Annotated in this window: 17 protein-coding genes; 11 read left to right on the forward strand and 6 right to left on the reverse strand. The window is 42.3% G+C overall.

Annotation, left to right across the window (positions count from 1 at the left end; translation table 11 throughout):
• The first annotated feature begins 110 nt into the window (after positions 1-110).
• From JRG66_RS11735 to kynU, 11 genes are all read left to right on the forward strand, one after another.
• The gene (locus tag JRG66_RS11735; protein ID WP_265162952.1) at positions 111-704 is read left to right on the forward strand and encodes a nucleotide exchange factor GrpE; all 594 of its coding nucleotides are present in this window, start codon (positions 111-113) and stop codon (positions 702-704) included.
• A gap of 27 nt (positions 705-731) precedes the next feature.
• Positions 732-1,853: a molecular chaperone DnaJ gene (gene dnaJ, locus JRG66_RS11740; protein WP_265162953.1), complete on the forward strand. Its 1,122-nt coding sequence runs from the start codon at positions 732-734 to the stop codon at positions 1,851-1,853.
• Positions 1,854-2,073: 220 nt separating this feature from the next.
• On the forward strand, positions 2,074-3,003 hold the full coding sequence (locus JRG66_RS11745; protein WP_265162954.1) for an ABC transporter ATP-binding protein: 930 nt from the start codon (positions 2,074-2,076) through the stop codon (positions 3,001-3,003).
• Positions 2,996-4,288, forward strand: coding sequence for an ABC transporter permease (locus JRG66_RS11750; RefSeq protein ID WP_265162955.1), 1,293 nt, complete (start codon positions 2,996-2,998; stop codon positions 4,286-4,288). Before JRG66_RS11745 ends, JRG66_RS11750 begins: the two co-directional genes overlap by 8 nt.
• A 63-nt stretch (positions 4,289-4,351) precedes the next feature.
• Positions 4,352-5,245 carry a DUF6268 family outer membrane beta-barrel protein gene (locus JRG66_RS11755; protein ID WP_265162956.1) on the forward strand — a complete coding sequence of 298 codons (894 nt, stop codon included), beginning with the start codon at positions 4,352-4,354 and terminating at the stop codon, positions 5,243-5,245.
• Positions 5,246-5,249: 4 nt separating this feature from the next.
• Entirely contained in the window at positions 5,250-6,413 is a 1,164-nt protein-coding gene (locus JRG66_RS11760) for a sigma-54-dependent transcriptional regulator (RefSeq protein WP_265162957.1), read from the forward strand.
• A 696-nt stretch (positions 6,414-7,109) separates the two neighbouring features.
• Positions 7,110-7,613, forward strand: a complete 504-nt coding sequence (locus JRG66_RS11765) for a DUF6702 family protein (RefSeq protein ID WP_265162958.1) — start codon at positions 7,110-7,112, stop codon at positions 7,611-7,613.
• Between the two features lie 56 nt (positions 7,614-7,669).
• Positions 7,670-9,979, forward strand: coding sequence for a M1 family metallopeptidase (locus JRG66_RS11770; protein ID WP_265162959.1), 2,310 nt, complete (start codon positions 7,670-7,672; stop codon positions 9,977-9,979).
• 210 nt (positions 9,980-10,189) lie between these two features.
• On the forward strand, positions 10,190-10,471 hold the full coding sequence (locus JRG66_RS11775; RefSeq protein ID WP_265162960.1) for a Sec-independent protein translocase subunit TatA/TatB: 282 nt from the start codon (positions 10,190-10,192) through the stop codon (positions 10,469-10,471).
• 246 nt (positions 10,472-10,717) lie between these two features.
• Positions 10,718-11,362: an O-methyltransferase gene (locus JRG66_RS11780; RefSeq protein ID WP_265162961.1), complete on the forward strand. Its 645-nt coding sequence runs from the start codon at positions 10,718-10,720 to the stop codon at positions 11,360-11,362.
• 116 nt (positions 11,363-11,478) lie between these two features.
• Entirely contained in the window at positions 11,479-12,744 is a 1,266-nt protein-coding gene (gene kynU, locus JRG66_RS11785) for a kynureninase (RefSeq protein WP_265162962.1), read from the forward strand.
• A gap of 126 nt (positions 12,745-12,870) precedes the next feature.
• Here kynU and JRG66_RS11790 read toward each other — a convergent pair whose 3' ends face one another.
• The 6 genes from JRG66_RS11790 to JRG66_RS11815 all read right to left on the reverse strand — a co-directional run bounded on the left by JRG66_RS11790 (position 12,871) and on the right by JRG66_RS11815 (position 21,169).
• Entirely contained in the window at positions 12,871-14,046 is a 1,176-nt protein-coding gene (locus JRG66_RS11790) for a capsule assembly Wzi family protein (protein ID WP_265162963.1), read from the reverse strand.
• 807 nt (positions 14,047-14,853) lie between these two features.
• On the reverse strand, positions 14,854-15,975 hold the full coding sequence (locus JRG66_RS11795) for a YjbH domain-containing protein (protein ID WP_265162964.1): 1,122 nt from the start codon (positions 15,973-15,975) through the stop codon (positions 14,854-14,856).
• A complete protein-coding gene (locus JRG66_RS11800; protein WP_265162965.1) occupies positions 15,956-16,690 on the reverse strand; it encodes a YjbH domain-containing protein in 735 nt (244 codons plus the stop codon). The genes JRG66_RS11795 and JRG66_RS11800 overlap by 20 nt, the downstream gene beginning before the upstream one ends.
• Before the next feature lie 55 nt (positions 16,691-16,745).
• Positions 16,746-17,456 (reverse strand): outer membrane beta-barrel protein, encoded by a 711-nt coding sequence (locus JRG66_RS11805; protein ID WP_265162966.1) that lies wholly within the window; start codon positions 17,454-17,456, stop codon positions 16,746-16,748.
• Positions 17,457-17,479: 23 nt separating this feature from the next.
• Positions 17,480-18,580 (reverse strand): hypothetical protein, encoded by a 1,101-nt coding sequence (locus JRG66_RS11810; protein ID WP_265162967.1) that lies wholly within the window; start codon positions 18,578-18,580, stop codon positions 17,480-17,482.
• Positions 18,581-18,775: 195 nt separating this feature from the next.
• Positions 18,776-21,169: a GumC family protein gene (locus tag JRG66_RS11815; RefSeq protein ID WP_265162968.1), complete on the reverse strand. Its 2,394-nt coding sequence runs from the start codon at positions 21,167-21,169 to the stop codon at positions 18,776-18,778.
• Positions 21,170-21,172 lie beyond the last annotated feature (3 nt).

The following is a 21,172-nucleotide window of genomic DNA, read 5'->3' on the forward strand; positions in this document are numbered from 1 at the left end:
ACCGCCCCTTTTTCCTAAAAGAATATTAAAAGTTTCCTGTGACATTTTGGCATTTCAGGGTTCTTGGCAGTACTTTTGCCAGTTGTGTCACGGAATAAAATTTGTATCACATGAGCGATAAAGAACGTAAAGACGAAAATATTTCAGAAGAAGAAGTTATAAAAGATCAGGTAGAAGAACTACTTGACGAGGCTATAGAGAAAGCTGATTCCGAGGAAGACGGCAACACAGAGACTCCACAGAACGAGGAACTTTCAGAAAAGGAAGCGCTCAAAGCCGAACTTGAAAAGGAGAAAGATAAATTCTTAAGGCTTTTTGCTGAATTTGAAAATTACAAGCGGCGTACCAGTAAAGAGCGGGTAGAGATGTTCAAGACTGCCAGCCAGGACGTCATTGTGGCAATGTTGCCGGTGCTTGACGATTTTGATCGTGCCCTTAATGAGATCAACAAAGCAAAGGACAAGGAGCTGCTCAAGGGGGTGGAACTGATCAATAATAAGTTTAGGGAAACCCTTCGTTCAAAGGGGCTTGAGCAAATGGAGGTAAAAGAAGGAGATACCTTTGATTCTGAGATCCATGAGGCGATTACCCAGATCCCTGCACCAAAAGATAAATTAAAAGGCAAGATTGTTGACGTAGTTGAGAAAGGTTACAAACTTGGCGACCGCATTATTCGTTATCCAAAAGTGGTGACCGGCAAGTAACTTTAAATAGAGAACTTTAAAAATATCATGAAACAGGATTATTACGAAGTATTAGGAATTAGCAAGAATGCGACCACAGCCGAGATCAAAAAGGCGTACCGCAAGAAGGCTATAGAATTTCACCCCGATAAAAACCCGGGCGACTCCAAGGCAGAAGAAATGTTCAAAAAGGCTGCCGAGGCTTATGAGGTTCTTAGCAATGAAGACAAGCGGGCCAGGTATGATCGTTTTGGACACCAGGCGTTCGAGAATGGCGGCTTTGGTGGTGGTGGCGGAATGAATATGGATGATATTTTTAGCCAGTTTGGAGATATTTTTGGCGGTGCTTTTGGCGGCGGCGGAGGTTTTTCAGGCTTTGGTGGAGGCTTTGGCGGCCAGCGCAGGGCTAAAGGCAGTAATCTGCGAATTCGCGTGTCCCTTACTCTTGAAGAGATTGCCAATGGTACCGAGAAAAAAATAAAAGTCAAGCGCAAAGTACAGGCACCCGGCACTACCTATAAAACCTGTTCTACCTGTAACGGAACCGGCCAGGTAACCCGCGTTACAAATACTATTTTAGGCCGCATGCAAACTGCCACGCCATGTACTACCTGTGGCGGAAGCGGGCAAATGATAGATAACCGCCCAGCCGATGCCGATGCACAGGGTCTGGTTGTGAATGAAGAAACGGTTTCAATCAAGATCCCGGCGGGAGTGGTTGAAGGAATGCAGCTAAAGGTTTCGGGCAAAGGAAACGAGGCGCCGGGTAACGGAGTTCCGGGAGACCTGCTGGTAGCGATAGAAGAAAAAGAACATCCGGTATTGCAGCGCGAGGGCGACAATCTTCATTATGACCTTTACATCAGCCTTTCCGAAGCTGTTTTGGGAACTTCAAGAGAGATCGATGCCGTATCGGGGAAAGTGCGTATCAAGATTGACGAGGGCGTGCAGTCAGGAAAGATCCTGCGCCTTAGAGGTAAAGGAATCCCCAGCATCAATGGCTACGGAAAGGGAGATCTTTTGGTACATGTAAATGTTTGGACGCCAAAAACGCTGAACAGGGAGCAAAAAGACTTTTTTGAGCGTATGGCGAATGACGAACATTTTCAGCCCAAGCCGGAAAAATCGGATAAATCATTTTTTGAAAAAGTTAAAGATATGTTTACATAATTTGCATTTGTTAAAAACTTTTGCATATATTTGAACATCACTAATTCAGGTTAGTGGTAAATTTTTCTTTTTCATAGCAATTTTTTTCCCATCCTTAAGTCAATTAAGGGTGGGTTTTGCATTTTAAGGGATAACGTTTTTCGCATTTTTGAGAATCTTAAATTCTTCCCAAGGGCGAAATAGCTTTTTTCAAAATTTTATCTTTACACAAAGCTTGTATATGAACCACCTTCTGGTAGCCGAAAATGTCTCGAAACAATTTGGTACTTTCACAGCGCTCAATAATATTTCCCTGGAAATTCCAAGAGGTAGCATCTTCGGACTTCTGGGCCCCAATGGTGCCGGAAAAACTACTTTTATAAGGATTATCAACCAGATTACTCTGCCCGATAGTGGCAGGATGTTGCTCGACGGGCACCCGCTGCAGCCAAACGACATTCAGCATATAGGGTACCTGCCCGAAGAGCGCGGCCTGTACAAGTCGATGAAAGTGGGGGAGCAGGCCTTGTATCTCGCCCAGCTCAAAGGCCTTTCAAAAGCTGAAGCCAAAGAGCGGCTTCATTACTGGTTTAAAAGGTTGAATATTGAAGACTGGTGGGGAAAGAAGATCCAGGAACTGTCTAAGGGAATGGCTCAAAAAGTGCAATTTGTGGTCACGGTTTTGCACCGCCCAAAATTGCTGATCTTTGACGAGCCTTTTAGCGGGTTTGATCCTGTGAACGCAAATTTGATCAAAGACGAGATCCTGCAGCTGCGCAGGGATGGTGCCACCATTCTATTCTCTACCCACCGAATGGAGAGCGTGGAAGAAATGTGTGACTATATGGCGCTTATTCATAGAGGGAATAAGCTACTTGACGGTGAAGTGAACGAGATCAAGAGACAGTACAAATCGAATACCTACGAAGTTGGGCTTATGACGGCCCGGCCTGAAGGGCTTCGGAAAGAACTGGAAGAGAAATTCCGCATTTCTGACACCGAGTTTAAGAGCATCAATGATGATCTTAAACTTCAGATCCAGATTGGAAGCAACTCTTCGCCCAATGACCTGCTTACCTTTCTCACCTCGCGGGCAGAGGTGAACCATTTTGTGGAGGTGATTCCTTCAGTAAATGATATATTCATAAAAACCGTTACCACCAATGCGTAACCTTAAACTAATTATTAAGAGGGAATACCTGGCAAGGGTCAAAAATAAAGCCTTCATCGTAATGACATTTTTGAGCCCCCTCATCCTGGTTGGGATGATTGTGCTCATCGCTTACCTGGTTAACTTAAATTCGGGCGAGCAGCACGTGATTGGGGTAAATGATGAAAGCGGAATTTTTGTGGAAGACTTTAATAATTCTGAAGACGTTAAGTTTATTGACCTTTCTGACATTGATCTCGAAGCGGCCAAGACCATCGCGAAAGAAAAGGAATACTACGGATTGCTGCATATTCCGAAGCTGGAGCCCAACACCCTTCCCGAAATCCAGTTCTTTGCCAAAGAAGCCCCGGCCTTTGGGTTTTTGAGCGAAGTAGAGAAAACCATCGCCGAAAAACTCACCAACAGGCAGCTGCTGGCCCGCGGCATTGACCTGGATGTTATCGCCTCTTCGAGGGCTAAGGTAGATATTGGGATTCAGAATTTTTCGGGTGAAAAGACCTCAAAAATGTCAACTTATGTAAAGATGTTCTTTGGTGGCGCAGCCGGTTACCTGTTGATGATGTTCATTATTATCTATGGAAACATGGTGATGCGCAGTGTGATCGAGGAAAAGACCAACCGTATCATAGAGATCATTATTTCTTCAGTAAAACCTATCCACCTAATGTTGGGTAAGATTTTGGGTACTTCTTTTGCCGGAATTACTCAATTTCTCATCTGGGTATTTTTAGGAGGGGTAATGCTTACGGTGGTCACTGCCATTTCTGGAATGAGCATGGCCGAACTGCATGGTCCGCAGCAGCAGGCAATGGAACAAATTAGCGACAACGAACTGCAGCAACTGGTGATAGATATTGCAAATTTACCTATGCTCCTGCTGCTCGTTAGCTTTCTGGTCTATTTTATTGGGGGGTACTTTTTATACAGCGCGATATATGCGGCCATTGGCGCAGCGGTAGACAATGAGACCGATACCCAGCAGTTCATGCTGCCGGTAATCTTGCCGTTAATGTTGGGGATCTATGTGGGCTTTTTTGCCGTGATCGAGAATCCGCATGGGGTGGTTTCCACGGTATTTTCCATGATTCCGCTTACTTCGCCCATTGTGATGCTTATGCGTATCCCTTTTGGAGTTGCCTGGTGGGAACTGGCCATTTCTATAGGCATACTTTTTCTCACTATCGCCTGCGTGGTATGGATTGCGGCCAAGATCTACAGGGTGGGGATATTAATGTACGGCAAGAAACCAGGCTACAAGGATTTGTACAAGTGGCTTAAATATTAAGATTTTTTTGAGAGGGTTCCCCATGAAGCTTGTGTTACTTTACACCAGCAACCCAAACAAAAAATGAAAAAACTAAGCTTTTGTCTTTTTATGGCCCTGCTGGTTTCAGGTGTAATCAGCATGCAGGCACAAAACACCGACCTGGCCAGAATTGAATATACCTATTTTCCGCAGTCAGATTCAGATAACTCTTTTAGAAGGTTCAGGACCTTTGTCAACTTTCCCATAAAACTGAAGAAGGAAGGTAGTTATCTTTTTCCGGGAGTAGAATATGAGAATATCAATTTCAAATTTAATGATAAGGCTCCTGTTTTAGAAAGGGATGAGCTGGACAGGTACCAGTCTTTTAGCGCCAGCCTGGGCTACACCTTCAAAATGCAGAAGAACTGGAGGTTTGCCGCCACGGCAGGATTAATGCTGGCTTCAAATTATGAAATGGGAGAGGTGCTAAGTGACGATCTGCTTTACACCGGTTCGGTATTTTTTATCAAAGATGAGAAGGGCGAAGAAACCCTAAGGCCATGGAGGCTGATATTGGGGCTGCATTATTCCACAACCTCAGGAATGCCGTTCCCGTTGCCGGTGGTGAACTACTACCGGGAAATTTCGCCAAACTGGTCGTATTCTGCAGGGGTACCAAAGTCAAACCTCAAATATTCTTTTAATGAAAAACACCACCTGCAGCTCTTTGCAACATTAGATGGTTTTTTTGCTAATATACAGAATAACAGGGTGATGTCAACCACAGGGCAGGTTGCCGAGAATATTTCGATGACCATTGTGCTGGGAGGGATTGGTTATGAGTATAACTTTACCAAACATTTAGTATATTACCTCTACGCCGGTCACACCCTTATGAACGACATCAGGCTTAGAAATGGCAATAAAGATGATGTTTATGAGGTCAACAAAACCAACACCTTTTATGGCCGAAGCGGAATAAAATTTAAAATTTAAAAGCATGCCAAAGATACTTTTAATCGAAGACGAAGCCGCCATAAGACGGGTTTTGATAAAAATACTTACTGAAGAGAACTCCACTTACGAGGTCGATGAGGCTGCCGATGGCCTTGAAGGAGTAGAAAAGATTAAAGAACAGGACTACGATCTTATTCTCTGCGATATTAAAATGCCAAAAATGGATGGGGTAGAAGTATTGGAAGCCGCTAAAAAACTGAAACCCGAAATTCCCATGGTAATGATCTCGGGTCACGGCGATCTTGATACCGCGGTGAACACCATGCGCATGGGAGCTTTTGATTATATCTCAAAACCGCCCGATCTTAACCGCTTGCTCAACACTGTGAGAAACGCGCTCGACAGAAAAGAGCTGATGGTTGAAAATACCCGGCTAAAGAAAAAAGTGGGGAAGAATTATGAGATGATTGGCGAATCTGAAGCCATCACCAGGATCAAGGATATTATTGAAAAAGTGGCACCTACCGATGCCCGCGTGCTCATTACCGGCCCCAACGGAACCGGGAAAGAGCTGGTGGCCCACTGGCTGCATCAAAAGAGCGATCGTTCGGCCGGGCCAATGATCGAGGTGAATTGTGCCGCCATTCCTTCAGAATTGATAGAAAGTGAGCTTTTTGGGCATGTAAAAGGGGCGTTTACCTCGGCCAATAAAGACCGCGCCGGGAAATTTGAAGCCGCCAACGGCGGTACCATTTTTCTTGATGAGGTAGGCGATATGAGCCTCTCGGCCCAGGCCAAGGTGCTACGGGCCCTGCAGGAGAGCAAGATCTCAAGGGTGGGGAGCGACAAAGACATTAAAGTCAACGTTCGTGTGATTGCTGCTACCAACAAAGATCTCAAAAAGGAGATTGAAGAGAATAATTTTAGGGAAGACCTTTACCACAGGCTGGCAGTAATCCTCATTAAAGTGCCGGGGCTCAATGAAAGACGGGATGACATTCCTTTGCTGGTGAATTTCTTTGCCGATAAAATTTCCGAAGAACAGGGCGTGAATAAAAAGACTTTTACTGAAGATGCTTTAAACCTTCTGAAAGAATACAACTGGACCGGAAATATCCGGGAGCTGCGCAACGTGGTGGAACGGCTTATCATACTTGGAGGACAGGAAGTGAGCGAAGAAGATGTAAGGTTGTTTGCCAGTAAGTAGATTAAGATTGAATATTGACTATTGACTATTGACTATTGACTATTGAATATTGAGATGCTGCATCTAAGGACAGCTAAGAAGAACTTAGAAAAGTTATAATTTCAGAAATAGCGGAGTAGAGGTTAGATCTCTTTTTGAATATTTATGAAAAGAATGGTCACTTAAAGTAAAATCCGACTTTATGAAAGAGTTGGATAAGAACATCCAAATCATAAAAGATCAGTTTTCCCGAATCAGACAAAGAAAGGGGTTTAAATAGGTGTAATTACTAAACATACACGACAAGATCCTGAAAAGCTAAAGAAGGATTTTAAAAAAACCGAAGTAGTAACAAATAACATAATTTGCCGGATTCCTCTTAAAAATGTTGTTTTTGACTGCTTTTTAATCACCTTGTTAACGGATGAGGTTATGAGGCTTGCCACCTGGAGCGGTGTCAAAAATGTCATTTTTTTCTTCTTTTTCTCCTCCTCTTCAGGGGGAGAGTATCTTTAGAAAAGTTCTGTTTCAGAAAAGATGCTGCGCAATATTGTGGTCCTGACCCGAATGATCATGCAATTTTTCAGGCTTCTTCAATTTTCAGATTCTAAGTAAAAGCTGGCATTAAACCTTTTCGGTTTGCTTCAGTCTCACTTAACAACCTGCTGTGGAACGGTCTTTGTTATAAACAGGCCAACTTCAGGTACAGAAGAACCCATGAAAAGAACAAGCCTACTACTTTTTATTGTGTTGCCTTTACTGGCTTTTACTGCTGCACATAAATTCTATGTTAGCGCAACGAACATAGATTACAATGAAAAGCAGCGTTCCCTGCAAATCATTTCTCACGTTTTTGCTGATGACCTCGAAAATCTTCTGAAAACCCGTTACAGCGAGAGTTTAACCCTCATTAAAGGGAACGAGCACCCGGCCGCAGATGAGTACGTACAGAAGTATTTCAACGACAAGTTCCGCCTAAGTGTAAATGGAAAGGATCGCAGCTTCAGCTACATAGGAAAAGAATATGATAAAGACCAGCTGCTGGTATACCTGGAAGTGGAAAACGTGGAGCCGATCAAAAGCATAAGTGTCGAAAATGCTGTTTTGACAGACCTTTTTCCGGAGCAAAAAAATGTCATAAAAGTAGAGTATAAAGGCAGGATCAAAAGTCTGCTGCTTATGCGCGACAACCCAGGCGGGACGTTAAATTTCAGCAATTAAAATTGCGAAACTTTAAAATTCAGTTAATTTTAGCAACCTAAACTCAAAAACTACATATGAAATCTATTAAAACTGCCTTTGCAGCTTTTTTTATTTTGTTCTCTACCGCACTTTTTGCGCAGGAGACAGAGCAGCAAGCTGAGCAAAGGGATGGAGGCCACATTAACGAGAACAAATTCCGCCAGCTGTACCAGGAATTTTCTACTCCAAACCAGTACCGCACCGGCAGTGGTGCGCCCGGGCCTGCTTATTATCAGAATGAAGCCGATTATAAAATGGACATCGAGCTGGATGATAAAAACCAGAAATTAATCGGTCGTGAGACGATTACCTATCACAACAATTCCCCCGATGTGCTCGAATATCTTTGGGTGCAACTTGACCAGAATATTCGCTCTAAAGAATCTGTAGCCAAACTGAAAGATGGTAACGGAATCGCCCCTGTGGCCCAGCCGGGGAATTTTGTATCAGAATATATGCAGGAGCCTTTTGACGGAGGTTTTAATATTACCGAAGTGAGTGTTGACGGTAAACCCTTAAAAACCCTTATTAACAACACCATGATGCGGGTAGACCTTCCGCAGCCATTGAAGGCCGGAGAAAAGTTCACTTTTGACATTGCCTGGTGGTATAATATCAACAACCACCTTGAAGACAGGGGGCGGTCTGGATATGAGCATTTTCCTGAAGATGGGAACAACAGCTATGTAATTGCACAGTTCTTCCCGCGAATGGCAGTTTACAATGATGTGGAAGGATGGCAAAATTACCAGTTTTGGGGAAATGGGGAATTTGCCCTTCCTTTTGGAGATTACGAGGTAAATATTACGGTACCTGCAGACCATATTCTTGACGGAACCGGCGAACTGGTGAACCGAAAAGAGGTGTTTTCAAAAGAAATGATGCGCAGGTACGAGCAGGCTAAAAAATCTTATGACAAGCCTGTAATGATCGTAACCCAGGAAGAAGCAGAGGCGGCCGAAAAAGGCTTTTCTGACAGGAAAAAAACCTGGAAGTTAAAGGCTGAAATGGTGAGGGATTTTGCCTTTGCCACTTCCCGAAAATTTATCTGGGACATGATGGCTGTAGATCTTGGCGAGAAAGACGTGATGGCAGTTTCCCTGTACCCAAAAGAAGGTAACCCGCTTTGGGAAGATTACTCCACCAAGGTGGTTGCACATACGTTAAAATCGTATTCAGATCATACATTTACCTATCCTTATCCAAAGGCAATTTCGGTACATGCCAAGAACCAGGGAATGGAATATCCCATGATTTGCTGGAACTATGGGAGGCCTAATGAAGACGGTACTTACAGTGACCGAGTAAAATACGGGATGATGAGCGTGATTATCCACGAAGTGGGGCACAACTTTTTCCCAATGATCGTGAATTCAGATGAGCGCCAGTGGGGCTGGATGGATGAAGGGCTCGATACCTTTATGCAGTATGTAGCCGAGCAGGAGTATGGTGAGAAATTTCCAGATGATATTGCGCCAAACACAAAATACCCTTCAAGAAGGGGAGAGCCTTCAAAGATTGTTAATTACATGAAAGGCGATCAAAAATATATAGCCCCAATCATGTCCAACCCCGAAAATGTGTACCAGTTAGGTAACAATGCCTATGGAAAGCCTGCAACTGCGCTTAATATACTTAGGGAAACGGTAATGGGGAAAGAGCTGTTTGATTATGCGTTCAAGACCTATGCTCAAAGATGGATGTTCAAGCATCCAACCCCCGAAGATTTCTTCAGAACAATGGAAGATGCTTCGGCTGTAGATCTTGACTGGTTCTGGAGAGGCTGGTTCTATACTACAGATAATGTGGATATAGGGGTTTCAGGCGTAAAAAAATATTACGTTACCGATAAACCTACCAAAGCAGGTACCGAATTGCTACAGCGCTTTGGGGTAGAAGATCCTTCGGCTATGGATATTCTTTATGTGGTTGAAGAAGGCAGCGAAGAATTTGACGCTTCCTTAAAGGGAAAATCTCCTGCTGAAAATTCCACCACTTTGAATGAGTATTTAATGGACAATTTTACGCCTCAGCAAAGAGCAGAGATGAAAATGCCAAAGTATTTTTACCAGGTGACCTTCAATAAACCGGGTGGTTTGGTGATGCCTATTATTGTTGAATACACCTATGCCGATGGCACTTCTGAAAAAGTGACTTACCCGGCACAAATCTGGAGAAAGAATGATCAGGAAGTGAGCCGTGCTCTGGCGACCGATAAGGAGATCACTAAAATTGTGGTAGATCCCGATCTTGAAACTGCCGATGTGAACGTGAATAACAATTCATGGCCGCAGCAGGCAGAAGTTGATAAATTTCAGGAATTTAAAGAGAGAACCCAGGGGTAGCCTGGTCTTTCCGAAGAAATCCTGTTCCAAAACCTATTGTGAAACTCCCCTTTTTCGAGGGGAGTTTTTTTATGGAGCTGGGTTTCTTAAACCCCGGTATTTTATAAAATAACAGGTGTTTTTGCTGAAAAAATCGCCTGGTAAAATGCTGAAAAGTTTTTAACAAGCTGACTTTTTTAGTGACTGGAATAGTAAGTATATTTGCAACGTATGCAAACACTTCCTTTATTCATTAGTGGTGCCGAGATCGCCTTTATCATGTTCATCCTGGTGATGGTGTTTGGTGCCGACAAAATCCCCGAGATCGCCCGCGGTCTTGGAAAAGGGATGCGCAGCATTAAAAATGCCACAGAAGACATTAAATCTGAAGTGATGCGCAGTGCCGAAAAACATGGAATGGATACTTCGGTTGGCGACGATGTAAAAAAAGAGGTTGACAAGGTGAAAGAGGAGATTGAGGAGCTAACGGGATCGGTGAAACGCAGGTTTTAATTCAGCTGGCAGTGCGCAGAATAGTGTAGTCAGTTTTTAACTTGGGAAGCAAATTTAAAGTGCTAAATTTTAGTCCCCATTATTCTAATTTCTGCAGCCTTAGATCAATTTTAGTGATACCTCTCTTTTGAGCTAAAATGGAGTTATTTCGGCTTTTACAGCAACAGCTAAAAGCTAACAGCCAATGGCTTTAAAAATTGCTAATTTCGCACTTCTAATTTCTAACTTCTAAAATCCTACTTCCACATGCATTTTTTGCCACAAGAAATAGATGACTATGTAGTAGCCCATTCTGCCAAAGAACCCGAATTACTTCAGCAGCTAAACCGGGAGACAAACCAGAAAGTCCTGCAGCCTAGAATGCTAAGCGGGCATTATCAGGGCCGGTTGTTGAGTCTGTTGTCAAAGCTCATCCATCCGCAGAACATTTTAGAGATAGGAACATATACCGGGTATTCTGCTTTGTGCCTGGCAGAAGGTATGAAACCCACTGGCCTGTTGCATACCATAGACATCAATGAGGAATTAGCAGACCTTCAAAAAAGGTATTTTGAGGCCTCTCCCTGGAAAGATCAGATTAAAGCCCATCTGGGTGATGCCACTAAAATCATTCCCTCTCTAAAAGAGCATTTTGATCTTGTTTTTATTGATGCCGATAAACCCAATTATCCCATTTACTTTCAGCAGATCATGGAGAAATTGCGGCCTGGGGGAGTAATACTTTCCGATAATGTGCTGTGGAGCGGAAAGGTTGTGGAACCGGTTAAGAAAGACGATGAATCTACCCGGGCTTTACTGGAGTACAACCGACTTTTAGCTGAAGATGAGCGGCTGGAAACCGTCATGTTGCCGGTACGGGATGGATTGACGATTAGCAGAAAAATTGGGTGACGTGGTTATGACGTGACGGAGTGATGAAGTAAAATGATACCTTTAAGAAAAACACTGCGTCACTTCAACACTACATTTCTTCATCACTAATTCTTACTTTTGAAAAAAATCTCCCAATGCACTTCCAAAACACCCTCGAATACGCACAACATCTCGACCACCAGGACCCTCTTCGCTCATATAGAAACAAATTTATCTTTCCGAAGGTCAACAACAAAGAAGTAATCTACTTCACCGGAAATTCTCTTGGTTTACAGCCTAAGAATGCAAAAAATTACGTGGATGAGATCATGACCGATTGGGCGGAGCGGGCTGTGGAAGGTCATTTTCAGGCAGAGAAGCCTTGGTGGGATTATCACGAAAGGTTCTCAGAAAAACTGGCGCCGGTAGTCGGGGCAAAAGCTTCGGAAGTGACCGTAATGAACACGCTAACGGTAAATTTACATTTATTGATGGTGTCATTTTACCGGCCCACCTCACAGCGGTTTAAGATCATTATGGAGGAAAAAGCTTTTCCAAGTGACCAGTACATGATAGCCAGTCAGGTACGGTTTCATGGGTTAGACCCGGAAGAAGCTATTGTAGAGGTAAAGAAAAGGGAAGGGGAACAGCATTTTAGAACGGAAGATATTCTGCAAAAGATCAATGAAGTGGGAGAGGAGTGCGCCCTGGTATTGATGGGCGGGGTAAATTATTACAACGGGCAGGTGCTTGAGATGGAGGCTGTTACCAAAGCGGGAAAACAAACCGGAGCCTTTGTAGGCTGGGATTTAGCTCATGCTGCCGGGAACGTTGAGTTGAAGCTACATGAATGGGGTGTAGATTTTGCTGCCTGGTGCAGCTATAAGTATATGAATGCAGGCCCGGGGAATGCTTCCGGGTGCTTTGTGCATGAGCGGCATCACGGGCAGGAGGATATTCCGAGATTTGAAGGCTGGTGGGGGCATAACAAAGAACGCCGCTTTTTAATGGAGCCTCAATTTCAACCTGAACCCAATGCAAATGCCTGGCAAATTTCAAACGCCCCCGTCCTGGCCCTGGCTCCTTATTTAGCTTCGCTGGAATTGTTTGAGTCAGCAGGAATGCCTGCTTTAATAGAAAAGCGGAATAAAATAGTGGCTTACCTGGAGTTTATTTTGAAGGAAGTCGCCGGGAAAGTGGGTGCCAATTTTGAGATCATTACCCCAAAAGAAAGGGGAACACAGCTTTCGGTTTTTCTACATGGGCAGGGAAAAGAGCTCTTTCATTACCTTATGGAGAATGGCGTGGTGACCGACTGGCGCGAACCGAATGTTATACGATTAGCCCCGGCAGCTTTTTATTGTTCATTTGAAGATATGTGGAGGTTTGGACAGGTTTTGAAGGGTTATTTTAAGAAATAAGAATCAAAAATAAAGAAGGTGAGTTTTTAATTTGAATATGTTTTGCAGAAAAAAATGCCAATATCAACAGATAGTAACTTCCTAAAATAAAAAGTAAATAAAAAAAGTATTTCTACCTTCTAAAATCTAACTTCCAAAAACAGTATATTTTAAGGATAGTCCGCCGCCAAAGGTTGGAGCTGCCTGTGAATCCAGTTCAATTCCGGTTTGCAGTTTGACATCAAAAAGACCTTTATAGACCTGGACCTCTATTAACCCAGAGAAAACATGCTGTGGGGTGTCGTAAGGTTCTATGTAACGCCCATGATTTTCAGAATAACTCAACAGTAGTTTATATGGAAATGAATAGAAATAGTTACCTACCACTCCACTTATTCCAAGATGATGTGCTATAAATCGATTGTTGATGATACCTTCTATAGGATCTCTTAGAGTAAAAAATGTGCTGCCTATTACTTTGTCTTGAAAAGTCCATCCTGATTTATATGTTCCATTATTTAGGTAGTCATCATATTTGTGAAAACCCGGAGAATTTTTACTTTGATGCATGGTGTAATAGAATTCATATAAAACTGACTGTACAGGGGCATTATCTTCATGAGAAATATAATAGAATCCGTACCGGCCATCTGGAAAATTTTCCATTCTTCGGCCTGAGAGGTCATCAAATATACTATTGTAAAAAAATTGAAGATCAAAATAAGGATTTGTCCTTGTAAAAGAGACCTCATACCCGCCTAAGTGATTTGCAATAATTTTTTTACCGGCGGGAGTATTTGTTAAGCCTTCTTTTCCGGCGAGAACTTTCAGGTAGTTGCGCCAATCTCCGGGCTGTTGACCCTCTTTTCGGGAAAACCCGTCCCATTGGGCAAAATGTTGTACTCCGGCACTTAATTTCCAATTATCGTGCTTATATAAAAGGCGAAAGAATTTATGATGTATACGGGCTTGTTCCACGTAACCATCATCTCCAAACCAGAATTCTTCCCAGGAAAGCTGTAAACCAACAAAGCCGTTTCCTACTGGCCAGGTCAATTCATGAGATCCCAGTTGTACTCCCGGAAGAGGAGCGGCATTTATTGACCACAGCAGGTTTTCATTAGAAGCACTAAGTCCATTATAATATAAAGGCCTATTCTTTTTTCCTAAAGTTACATAGAACCAGGGAGTATTTAGATGCGTATATAATTCAGCAATCCTAACATTAGAGATCTGGTCATTGTAATTTATTCCTCCTCCAAAAAAAAGCTGGATTTCTGAAGAGAGAAATGTAGAAGCTCTCCCTGTAAGAGTACTCGCCATCCGGGAATTTTTAGCAAACAATCCACGATTATTGGCATACATCCAAAAAGGCAGATTGGCTCTTGTAGAGGAAAATGCCTGTATGTCCCATTCAAGTGAATAATTAAAATCATCTGTATAGCCAACAGAAGGTGAAATTAGGGCTAATTCTGCTTTTGATAACTGACAAAAAATAAAACTGCTTTTTAAGCCGAATAGAAATAGGAGGAAGATGATTTTTTTGCGCATTTAGCAATCCGTGATATTCTCTGAAGATACAATCTTTCAAATATACTTATTTTTAACATTTTCTTTGTAAGAAAAGTATTTTTAAAGCGTCAAATTTTTTCAAAACACATCATGTAAATTGTTGAATATCAAATTTTTAAGCACCTGTGATTTTCCTGGCTAAGCAGAAACTTGAAATAATGGTTGCCCCTGGAAATAAAAGAAAATATTTTCGTTATCAGCGACATTAATCACAAGCTTGTTTTAGTTATTGATTATAAGTGTTTCTAGATCGATACGAATATGTTGATAAGTATTTGTCTAAACGCGGTTTAATTATATAGAATTAATTGGCCCCGATAAAAATGATATAGATTGATGTACTTCGCTATTCAGGAGAAAAAAATTACAATTTACTTTAAGAAGGGAATTAAAAGAGGTCTTTGCTTAAAGATTGATGAGGAAAAATGAGGAATTAAGCTGATGGAAAATGAAGAAAGCTGCTCAGGGAAAGGGAAAAATTATAACGCGATTTGAAGAGGCTAATGTGTGTTAATACCACTTAATACTGGTTTTAAAATAAAAATAAGCTGGAGACTTTTATTTCATGTTTTGTATAAAATCTGATTTATATTGTCTTAATACATCATCCAGGCGAGGGATACCTAGACGGTAACGCCGGGCCACGGGTTCTTCATTGTTGTAGCTGTACTCCCAACGGAATTCTTCAGTGGTTCTTAGTTCAAGTTTTTTTGAGCGAAGGAGCGTTCCGGGCCAAAAAGAGAAAGCGAATTGGAAGCCTCCGGTAACTCCGGCATCAGTTGCTGATACATGTAATCCAAGATCTACGGTACCAAACTGCCTTATTAGATCTAATCGCCCCCCAAGATCTTCAAATAAAAATTGACCTGCACTTAACTTTAGACTCAGGTTTTCAATAGGTAGTCTGTATTCCACATCTGCAATGGCATGTAAGTTGTTGGCATCTTCAGAATATATGCTGCCTGATGTCATCCAGTAGAAACCAGTTAGTCCGGTTTCCAAACCAAAGCTCCATGCTGAGTTTAAATTATTGTACCTGTACTGTAAATCAAATCCATATCGGTCATAATAGAAAGTACCAAGGCTTAAGCCAAAAAAATGGAAATTCACAGGTTGCAGGAAATAATGGAGCATTGAAGGGGCCAGGCGTAGCCTGGTATCTTGTGCGTCCAGATTATTTTGTACAGGAATGGCTATACCAGATTGTAAACTGAGCCCGGGAGCCAGGTAAATTCTACTATCCAGGATAAGATTGAGTTTTATCTGGAAGGGATCACTATAGTATCCAAACCTTGCAGAAAGTTCAGGATGTACCCTGAAGTGAAATCGGTAATCTTCCTGAAAGTTGTTGTGGTGCCGGTAGAACTGGCGATCATCTTGTGTGAGACCACTATACTCATAGGTACCTGCACGGTATTTTCCCACAGGAGTGTTGTGGTATACCGGGATCCAGGAAATGTTTTTTAAATTTTCTTGTCCTAAAAGCAATCCTGCATAGTGCATAGAATGATAGGGGCTTCTAAATTCACGGTGTTCAAAAAAGATGTTGAGGCTGTCTTTTTTTTTCTGTACCTGAATATTTTCAAAACCTGCTGCATAGAGCTTTTCCTGAATGGTTTGTGCCTGCCCCCCAGAAATGATAAGTAAGTATAGCAGAAAGCTAATCCAGTTTGTTTTCATATGATCTTAGGGCACGGGGTGAAAAATTTAGAGGGAAATTTGCAGCAAGGGTGAAAGCAAATTCTTTTCCTTCGTAGGTATAGCCCTGAAGAATGAACCAGGGTACAGGTGCAATAAAAATTCCTGTATTAAAGGTCTGGCTGTCGTATTCAATTAAAGCTCCTCCCCAGGAAATAGGCTTATATGAAATTCCGCCGAAAAATCCTGTTAGATACTTTACCCCTTTAAATTCAGTTTTTTTTAAAACTTCAAGATCTAAAGCTTCACCGCCATTTTTTCTCTTAATAACATAAGGTGAACCGTAGCCTGCAGATATATTGAATTGACCAATGCCTGTAGTCAAATTCTTTGTAGCTACCAGGTAGTCGTGCGCAAGAACAGGAGAAACAGAACCCGGCGGGGTCCAGCCCAGGACAAGGGCAGGCAGGTATTTTTTTTCTTTCAAAAGACGGAAACGGAAATCGAGTTGGCGATCACCAACTCCTATGTCTTCAGACATCAATGGCCTGTGGGCAATAGACAGGTTTACCTCCATAAAAGAAGTAAAGCCAAACCGCACATTATAGAAATGTATAATATTCCTATCCCCATTGGTGAAAATGGAATATTCATTGGGTAAATAAGAAAAGGAAAACCCTAATGGACGGTTTTCAAAAACACCGGCAGAGGGTGTGGCTATGTAACCGGGTTTTCCTAAAAAATTTACCTGCCCCATACAAAGCGAACTATAAAAGCTGCAGAGTAGGGACAGGTAAATTAAATAACAGTTTTTATTCATCTACAGGCTCTTCCTCAGAACTTGTATTGAAGCGGTATCGAAGGCTTATTCCTGCCTCTAACCCCCGTACAGAAACTTTTTCATTCACAGGTTCTTCGGTGGTAACTGCCTGAAAAGACTGGTTATAATACCCTGCGTTGTAACGGGCTTCAAGTACCAGGCCAAGAGCACTGGTAAAGTAGTATTCAATGCCCGCTTTGGCATTCACCCCATAGCTGTTACCGCTAAAGGTATCTTCTTCATTGGTTCCGGCTCCTCCGGTGATCTCACGGCTTACTTTGTTCTGTATGAAATAACGGTTTACCCCGGCACCCAAATATAGATTTAAATCTTCCTGTACAAGGTTGGGGAATCTATAAACCAGGCCTGCAGATACAGGTATGATGGTCTGTTCAATTTTCTCATCCAGCCTCAGTTCCCCGAAGACTCCCTCAGATTCAAAATCGGCAGTCCAATAACCTACTCTTGCATCAAGGGCAAGGTTTTGATATAAGTTAATTTCAGCTCCCAGGTGTGGCATAACATTGCCTTTAGTGAAATCATCATCCTGCTCATAACTTATCAGGAAGAATTTTTCATTTTGCTCAGAGTAAGTGCGGTGCCAGTAAGATGCGCCCACACTTATGTTGTTCAATTTGATCTGTGCCTGTGTTGTAAAGCTAAAAAGCCCTAGACAAAGAATTGCTAATATATTTTTTTTCATTGGTAAGATTCTTTTAGTTGTAATTAATTTCCTGACCCCTGGTTATGGCAATCATTTAAAGCTTCCTGTAGCAAAGCATCGGCCTGAGCTTTAGCAGCTGCAAATTCTGCAGTTACTTCAGCAGTTTTATCTTCTCTGATTTCAAGGGCCTGAGCTTTTTCCTGCTCCATTTTTACATCCAGAAGTTCAAGTACCAGGCTGTTCCATTCACTTAGGGCTGTACGTGCATCTACTGCGTATAAAAGTGCAAGTTCTCTAAGTTGTTCTGCTATTTGAGTCTCGCCATGGCTCTCGGCCTCCTCGGCAGCAGCAAGAATGTCATTGGTAGCGTCTATCATTTCTGTTCTAATGGTTTCCAGCCTTTCTGCCTGGGCATTTTGTCTTTCCGCTAATCTTGCATCTGCCTCATCAACGCGTCTAGCATAGTTACTTTCTATAGTAAAGAAATTGGCATCACGTTGTTCTGTAAGCTCCTGTAAACGGGTATCGTAAGCGTCATAAGCAGCCTCGGCACAAGGTCCGCTAACTGTTTGCATAAAGGTTTCAATGGGAGATCCAGAAAGTGTGTTAAAAACTGACTGTTGTTGGTTACTGTAATCAGCAGCCATGTTATCAAGACCTTCAAGGTCTGTAGTAAATTGAATAGTTGGTAAAAGAGCTTTAACTTCAGCAGGAGCTGATTTTAAGCTTTCTTTTAGCTGATCAAGGTCAGAATTAAGAGCCTTTGCAGGATCTAGAATGTCTGAAATGTCAGCAGGTGTTAGGTTCTGAGCCTGTTGACTAACAGAAGCAGGTAGTTGCTGAGTATATGATTGCAGGGTTTGCAATTTCTCTTCAGATTCGGGACTAATGCCACCTGTTGCCCCTGCATTGAGAACGTCGGTAACCAGCGACTTGGTTTCGGCCGACTCCTGAACAGCACCTACTTCAGGTTCCACGATTTCAGGGTCTTCATCCTCTACCGGACTCAGATCGGGGATTTCATCAAAATCATCATTTACAAATTCATAAGGATCAATAAATTCCAGGTCCTGTGTATCACAGTTCCAAAGCAAGGCTGAGATCATCAGCATCCCGGAAAAGAGAACGAGCCTTCGGGAAAATCGGGTAATCGTAGTTTTCATAAATTGGTTTTAGGATTAGCATTTAAATTCAAAAAATTGTAATGATATTTATGTAAAGAAAATCCAAAAGTAAAATAAAATTATTTGTAAGAAAAATCTTACGAAATTATAATTGAAATAATAATGTAGGGTTTACATTTAAAACTTTAAAATTTTGGTACTTCTAAGAGCTTAGCTATTAGCTCTAACTTGTAATTACCAGAAAGCAGCTTTATTTCGGAGCCTCGCCCAAAAACCTTGTTGCTCCTCCCCATAAGCATAGTAATAACCGTATTTATTTCCGTAGCCAAAATGTGCAGCTTCCACATCGTTAAGTACATAACCTATATCGGTAAGTTTACCCTGTTGTTTGGCCTCCACGGCAAAATTGAGCAACTTTTTCTCTGTGTACCCGGCCCTTATAATGTACAAAGTGAGGTCGGCATATTTGTTAATAAGGAAGGTATCGGTAACGAGCATGGCAGGAGCTGTATCTACAATAATATAATCGTACATATCTTCAAGCTTCGCGAACAAAGTGGCTGTTTTTTCCTGTCTCCAAAGTTCAGAGGGGTTTGGCGGTATACTTCCTGAAACCAGTAAGTCTAAATTGTTATGTAGGCTGGAAGAGTGTATAAGCTCTTTTAGATCAAGATTATTGTTTACCAGGTAATCACTTACTCCCCTATATTCTTTTGCGCCTGCCTCAAAGCGCTGAAGCTGGGGATTGCGCAGATCGGCTCCCACTATAAGTACTTTTTTCTCTGCCTGGGCAAGGGTTACTGCCAGGTTAAAAGCTATAAAGGTTTTTCCTTCCCCTTTTACGGTAGAAGTAATAAAGATAGTATTACCTCCATGTTTGGCTTCGGTATTTACCAGGAGGTACTGTAAATTTGTGTGAAGGATCCTGAAAGATTCAGCGAGTACCGAACGATCCTGAGTTTCAATGATCTCTTTTTGACCCCTTGAAAGCCTCGGGATTTCCCCTACTATAGGAATTTCTTTTGCGACCGATTCGATATCAGTACGATTCTGTACTTTATTGTTTATTAAATGTTTAATATAGATCACCAGGAAAGGGATCAACAGCCCCAGAATAAGTGCAGCCAGCAATATTATCTTTGATTTAGGGGAAACAGGCTCTTTTGAGCTGTATGCGGCATCTACAATTTTTGCTTTAGGCGCAGTAGCTGCCAAAGAAAGACTGGTTTCTTCCCTTTTTTGAAGCAGGAATAAATAGAGGGCTTCTTTAATATTCTGCTGTCGCACGATACCCCGGAATTGTTTTTCTTTGGAAGGCACTCCTGCAATTTGAGCATTTATGCTTGCCTCCCTGGCCGAAAGATCTTTTTGGGAGATACGAAGAGAGTTTCTAAGGTTAAGCAAAGACTGCATAACGCTCGACTTCATATCGGCAATCTGGGTGTTGAGGTTTACCACCACCGGGTTCTTTTCCGTAGAGCCAGAAAGAACACGATTGCGCTCCAGTACCATCTGGTTGTATGCCTGAATAGCTGAGACCAGGCTGCTCTCACTAAAACCAAGGTTGGCCGGTAAGAGCCCGTCTCTGCCTTCTTTCTGTAAATAATCGATCATAGAGTTGGCAAGCTCGAGCTGAGTTTCTACTTCCAGCTGTTCTTTTCTAAATTCACTCGCATTTTCTATGAATAGTTGCGATTCGGCTTCAATATTGGTAAGGCGGTTTTCGGTTTTGAATTCCTGCTTTCCGGTTTCTACCGAATCAAGTTCTGAAGAAATAATAGCAAGGCGATCCTCAATAAATTCAGCCGTATTAAGAGAGACCTGGTTCTTGTCTTCAATAGCCTCCTGGTTATACTGATAGATAAGGCGGTTTAAAATATCCCGGGCTTTAGGGCGAACGGGGTCCTGTAAACTGAGCTCTATAAGCGTACTGTTCTTATCGGTTAGGTTTACCTGCAGGTGGTTACGATAAGATTCAACCGCTCCTTCCAGGCTTCCGAAGCTAAGCAAAATGGTATTGTTCATCTTTTCGCGCCCGGCCTCGAAATTTGGAGTGAGAATAATACCTCCAAAAGGAAGCTCTACCGAATTACCAAAAGCAGCTTTCTTTTTAAAACCCAGTGCAGGATTAGTTATTTCAAATGATGTGGAATCTATGATATCTACTTCAAAAGGCTCAAGATCCTGTAATTGCTCCTCCCTATACTCAAGTACCTGTACCTTAAAGGGGCGGTTGTCATAAAGCTCGCTGGTGCGCACGCTGCCTTTTTCAAAACTGCGAACGTGTAACTGGAGATTCTTGCTTACGCTATTGAGTAAACGGCGGGATTTTAAAATTCCAATCTCATTCTCAATGGAGTTGGTGCCCAGCCCATTAAACATACCAAGGTCGGCAAAGGCTTCAAGATTTGCACCACTTGATTTTTTGTCTTCATCTTTTATGATAATGGTCGCAACTGTATTGTAGACAGGGGTAGCGTAGCGCAGGTAAAGGAATGCGCCCAGCAGGCAGATAACAACACCTGCTGCAAACCAGGGCCAGTGTCTCAGGTATTTTGTGAATTCTTCGCGCAGGTCAATTTCCTCTTCCTGCGGGGGTCGGTAACTGGGAGTAGGGTTTTGAGACATAGC

The sequence above is a fragment of the Salinimicrobium tongyeongense genome (assembly GCF_026109735.1).
Lineage (GTDB): Bacteria > Bacteroidota > Bacteroidia > Flavobacteriales > Flavobacteriaceae > Salinimicrobium > Salinimicrobium tongyeongense.

What these genes read in the sequence shown, in the direction of transcription:
- JRG66_RS11735 (WP_265162952.1), top strand. Translation starts at nt 111, where the DNA reads ATGAGCGATAAAGAACGTAAAGACGAAAATATTTCAGAAGAAGAAGTT.
- dnaJ (WP_265162953.1), top strand. Translation starts at nt 732, where the DNA reads ATGAAACAGGATTATTACGAAGTATTAGGAATTAGCAAGAATGCGACC.
- JRG66_RS11745 (WP_265162954.1), top strand. Translation starts at nt 2,074, where the DNA reads ATGAACCACCTTCTGGTAGCCGAAAATGTCTCGAAACAATTTGGTACT.
- JRG66_RS11750 (WP_265162955.1), top strand. Translation starts at nt 2,996, where the DNA reads ATGCGTAACCTTAAACTAATTATTAAGAGGGAATACCTGGCAAGGGTC.
- JRG66_RS11755 (WP_265162956.1), top strand. Translation starts at nt 4,352, where the DNA reads ATGAAAAAACTAAGCTTTTGTCTTTTTATGGCCCTGCTGGTTTCAGGT.
- JRG66_RS11760 (WP_265162957.1), top strand. Translation starts at nt 5,250, where the DNA reads ATGCCAAAGATACTTTTAATCGAAGACGAAGCCGCCATAAGACGGGTT.
- JRG66_RS11765 (WP_265162958.1), top strand. Translation starts at nt 7,110, where the DNA reads ATGAAAAGAACAAGCCTACTACTTTTTATTGTGTTGCCTTTACTGGCT.
- JRG66_RS11770 (WP_265162959.1), top strand. Translation starts at nt 7,670, where the DNA reads ATGAAATCTATTAAAACTGCCTTTGCAGCTTTTTTTATTTTGTTCTCT.
- JRG66_RS11775 (WP_265162960.1), top strand. Translation starts at nt 10,190, where the DNA reads ATGCAAACACTTCCTTTATTCATTAGTGGTGCCGAGATCGCCTTTATC.
- JRG66_RS11780 (WP_265162961.1), top strand. Translation starts at nt 10,718, where the DNA reads ATGCATTTTTTGCCACAAGAAATAGATGACTATGTAGTAGCCCATTCT.
- kynU (WP_265162962.1), top strand. Translation starts at nt 11,479, where the DNA reads ATGCACTTCCAAAACACCCTCGAATACGCACAACATCTCGACCACCAG.
- JRG66_RS11790 (WP_265162963.1), bottom strand. Translation starts at nt 14,046, where the DNA reads ATGGCGAGTACTCTTACAGGGAGAGCTTCTACATTTCTCTCTTCAGAA.
- JRG66_RS11795 (WP_265162964.1), bottom strand. Translation starts at nt 15,975, where the DNA reads ATGAAAACAAACTGGATTAGCTTTCTGCTATACTTACTTATCATTTCT.
- JRG66_RS11800 (WP_265162965.1), bottom strand. Translation starts at nt 16,690, where the DNA reads ATGGGGCAGGTAAATTTTTTAGGAAAACCCGGTTACATAGCCACACCC.
- JRG66_RS11805 (WP_265162966.1), bottom strand. Translation starts at nt 17,456, where the DNA reads ATGAAAAAAAATATATTAGCAATTCTTTGTCTAGGGCTTTTTAGCTTT.
- JRG66_RS11810 (WP_265162967.1), bottom strand. Translation starts at nt 18,580, where the DNA reads ATGAAAACTACGATTACCCGATTTTCCCGAAGGCTCGTTCTCTTTTCC.
- JRG66_RS11815 (WP_265162968.1), bottom strand. Translation starts at nt 21,169, where the DNA reads ATGTCTCAAAACCCTACTCCCAGTTACCGACCCCCGCAGGAAGAGGAA.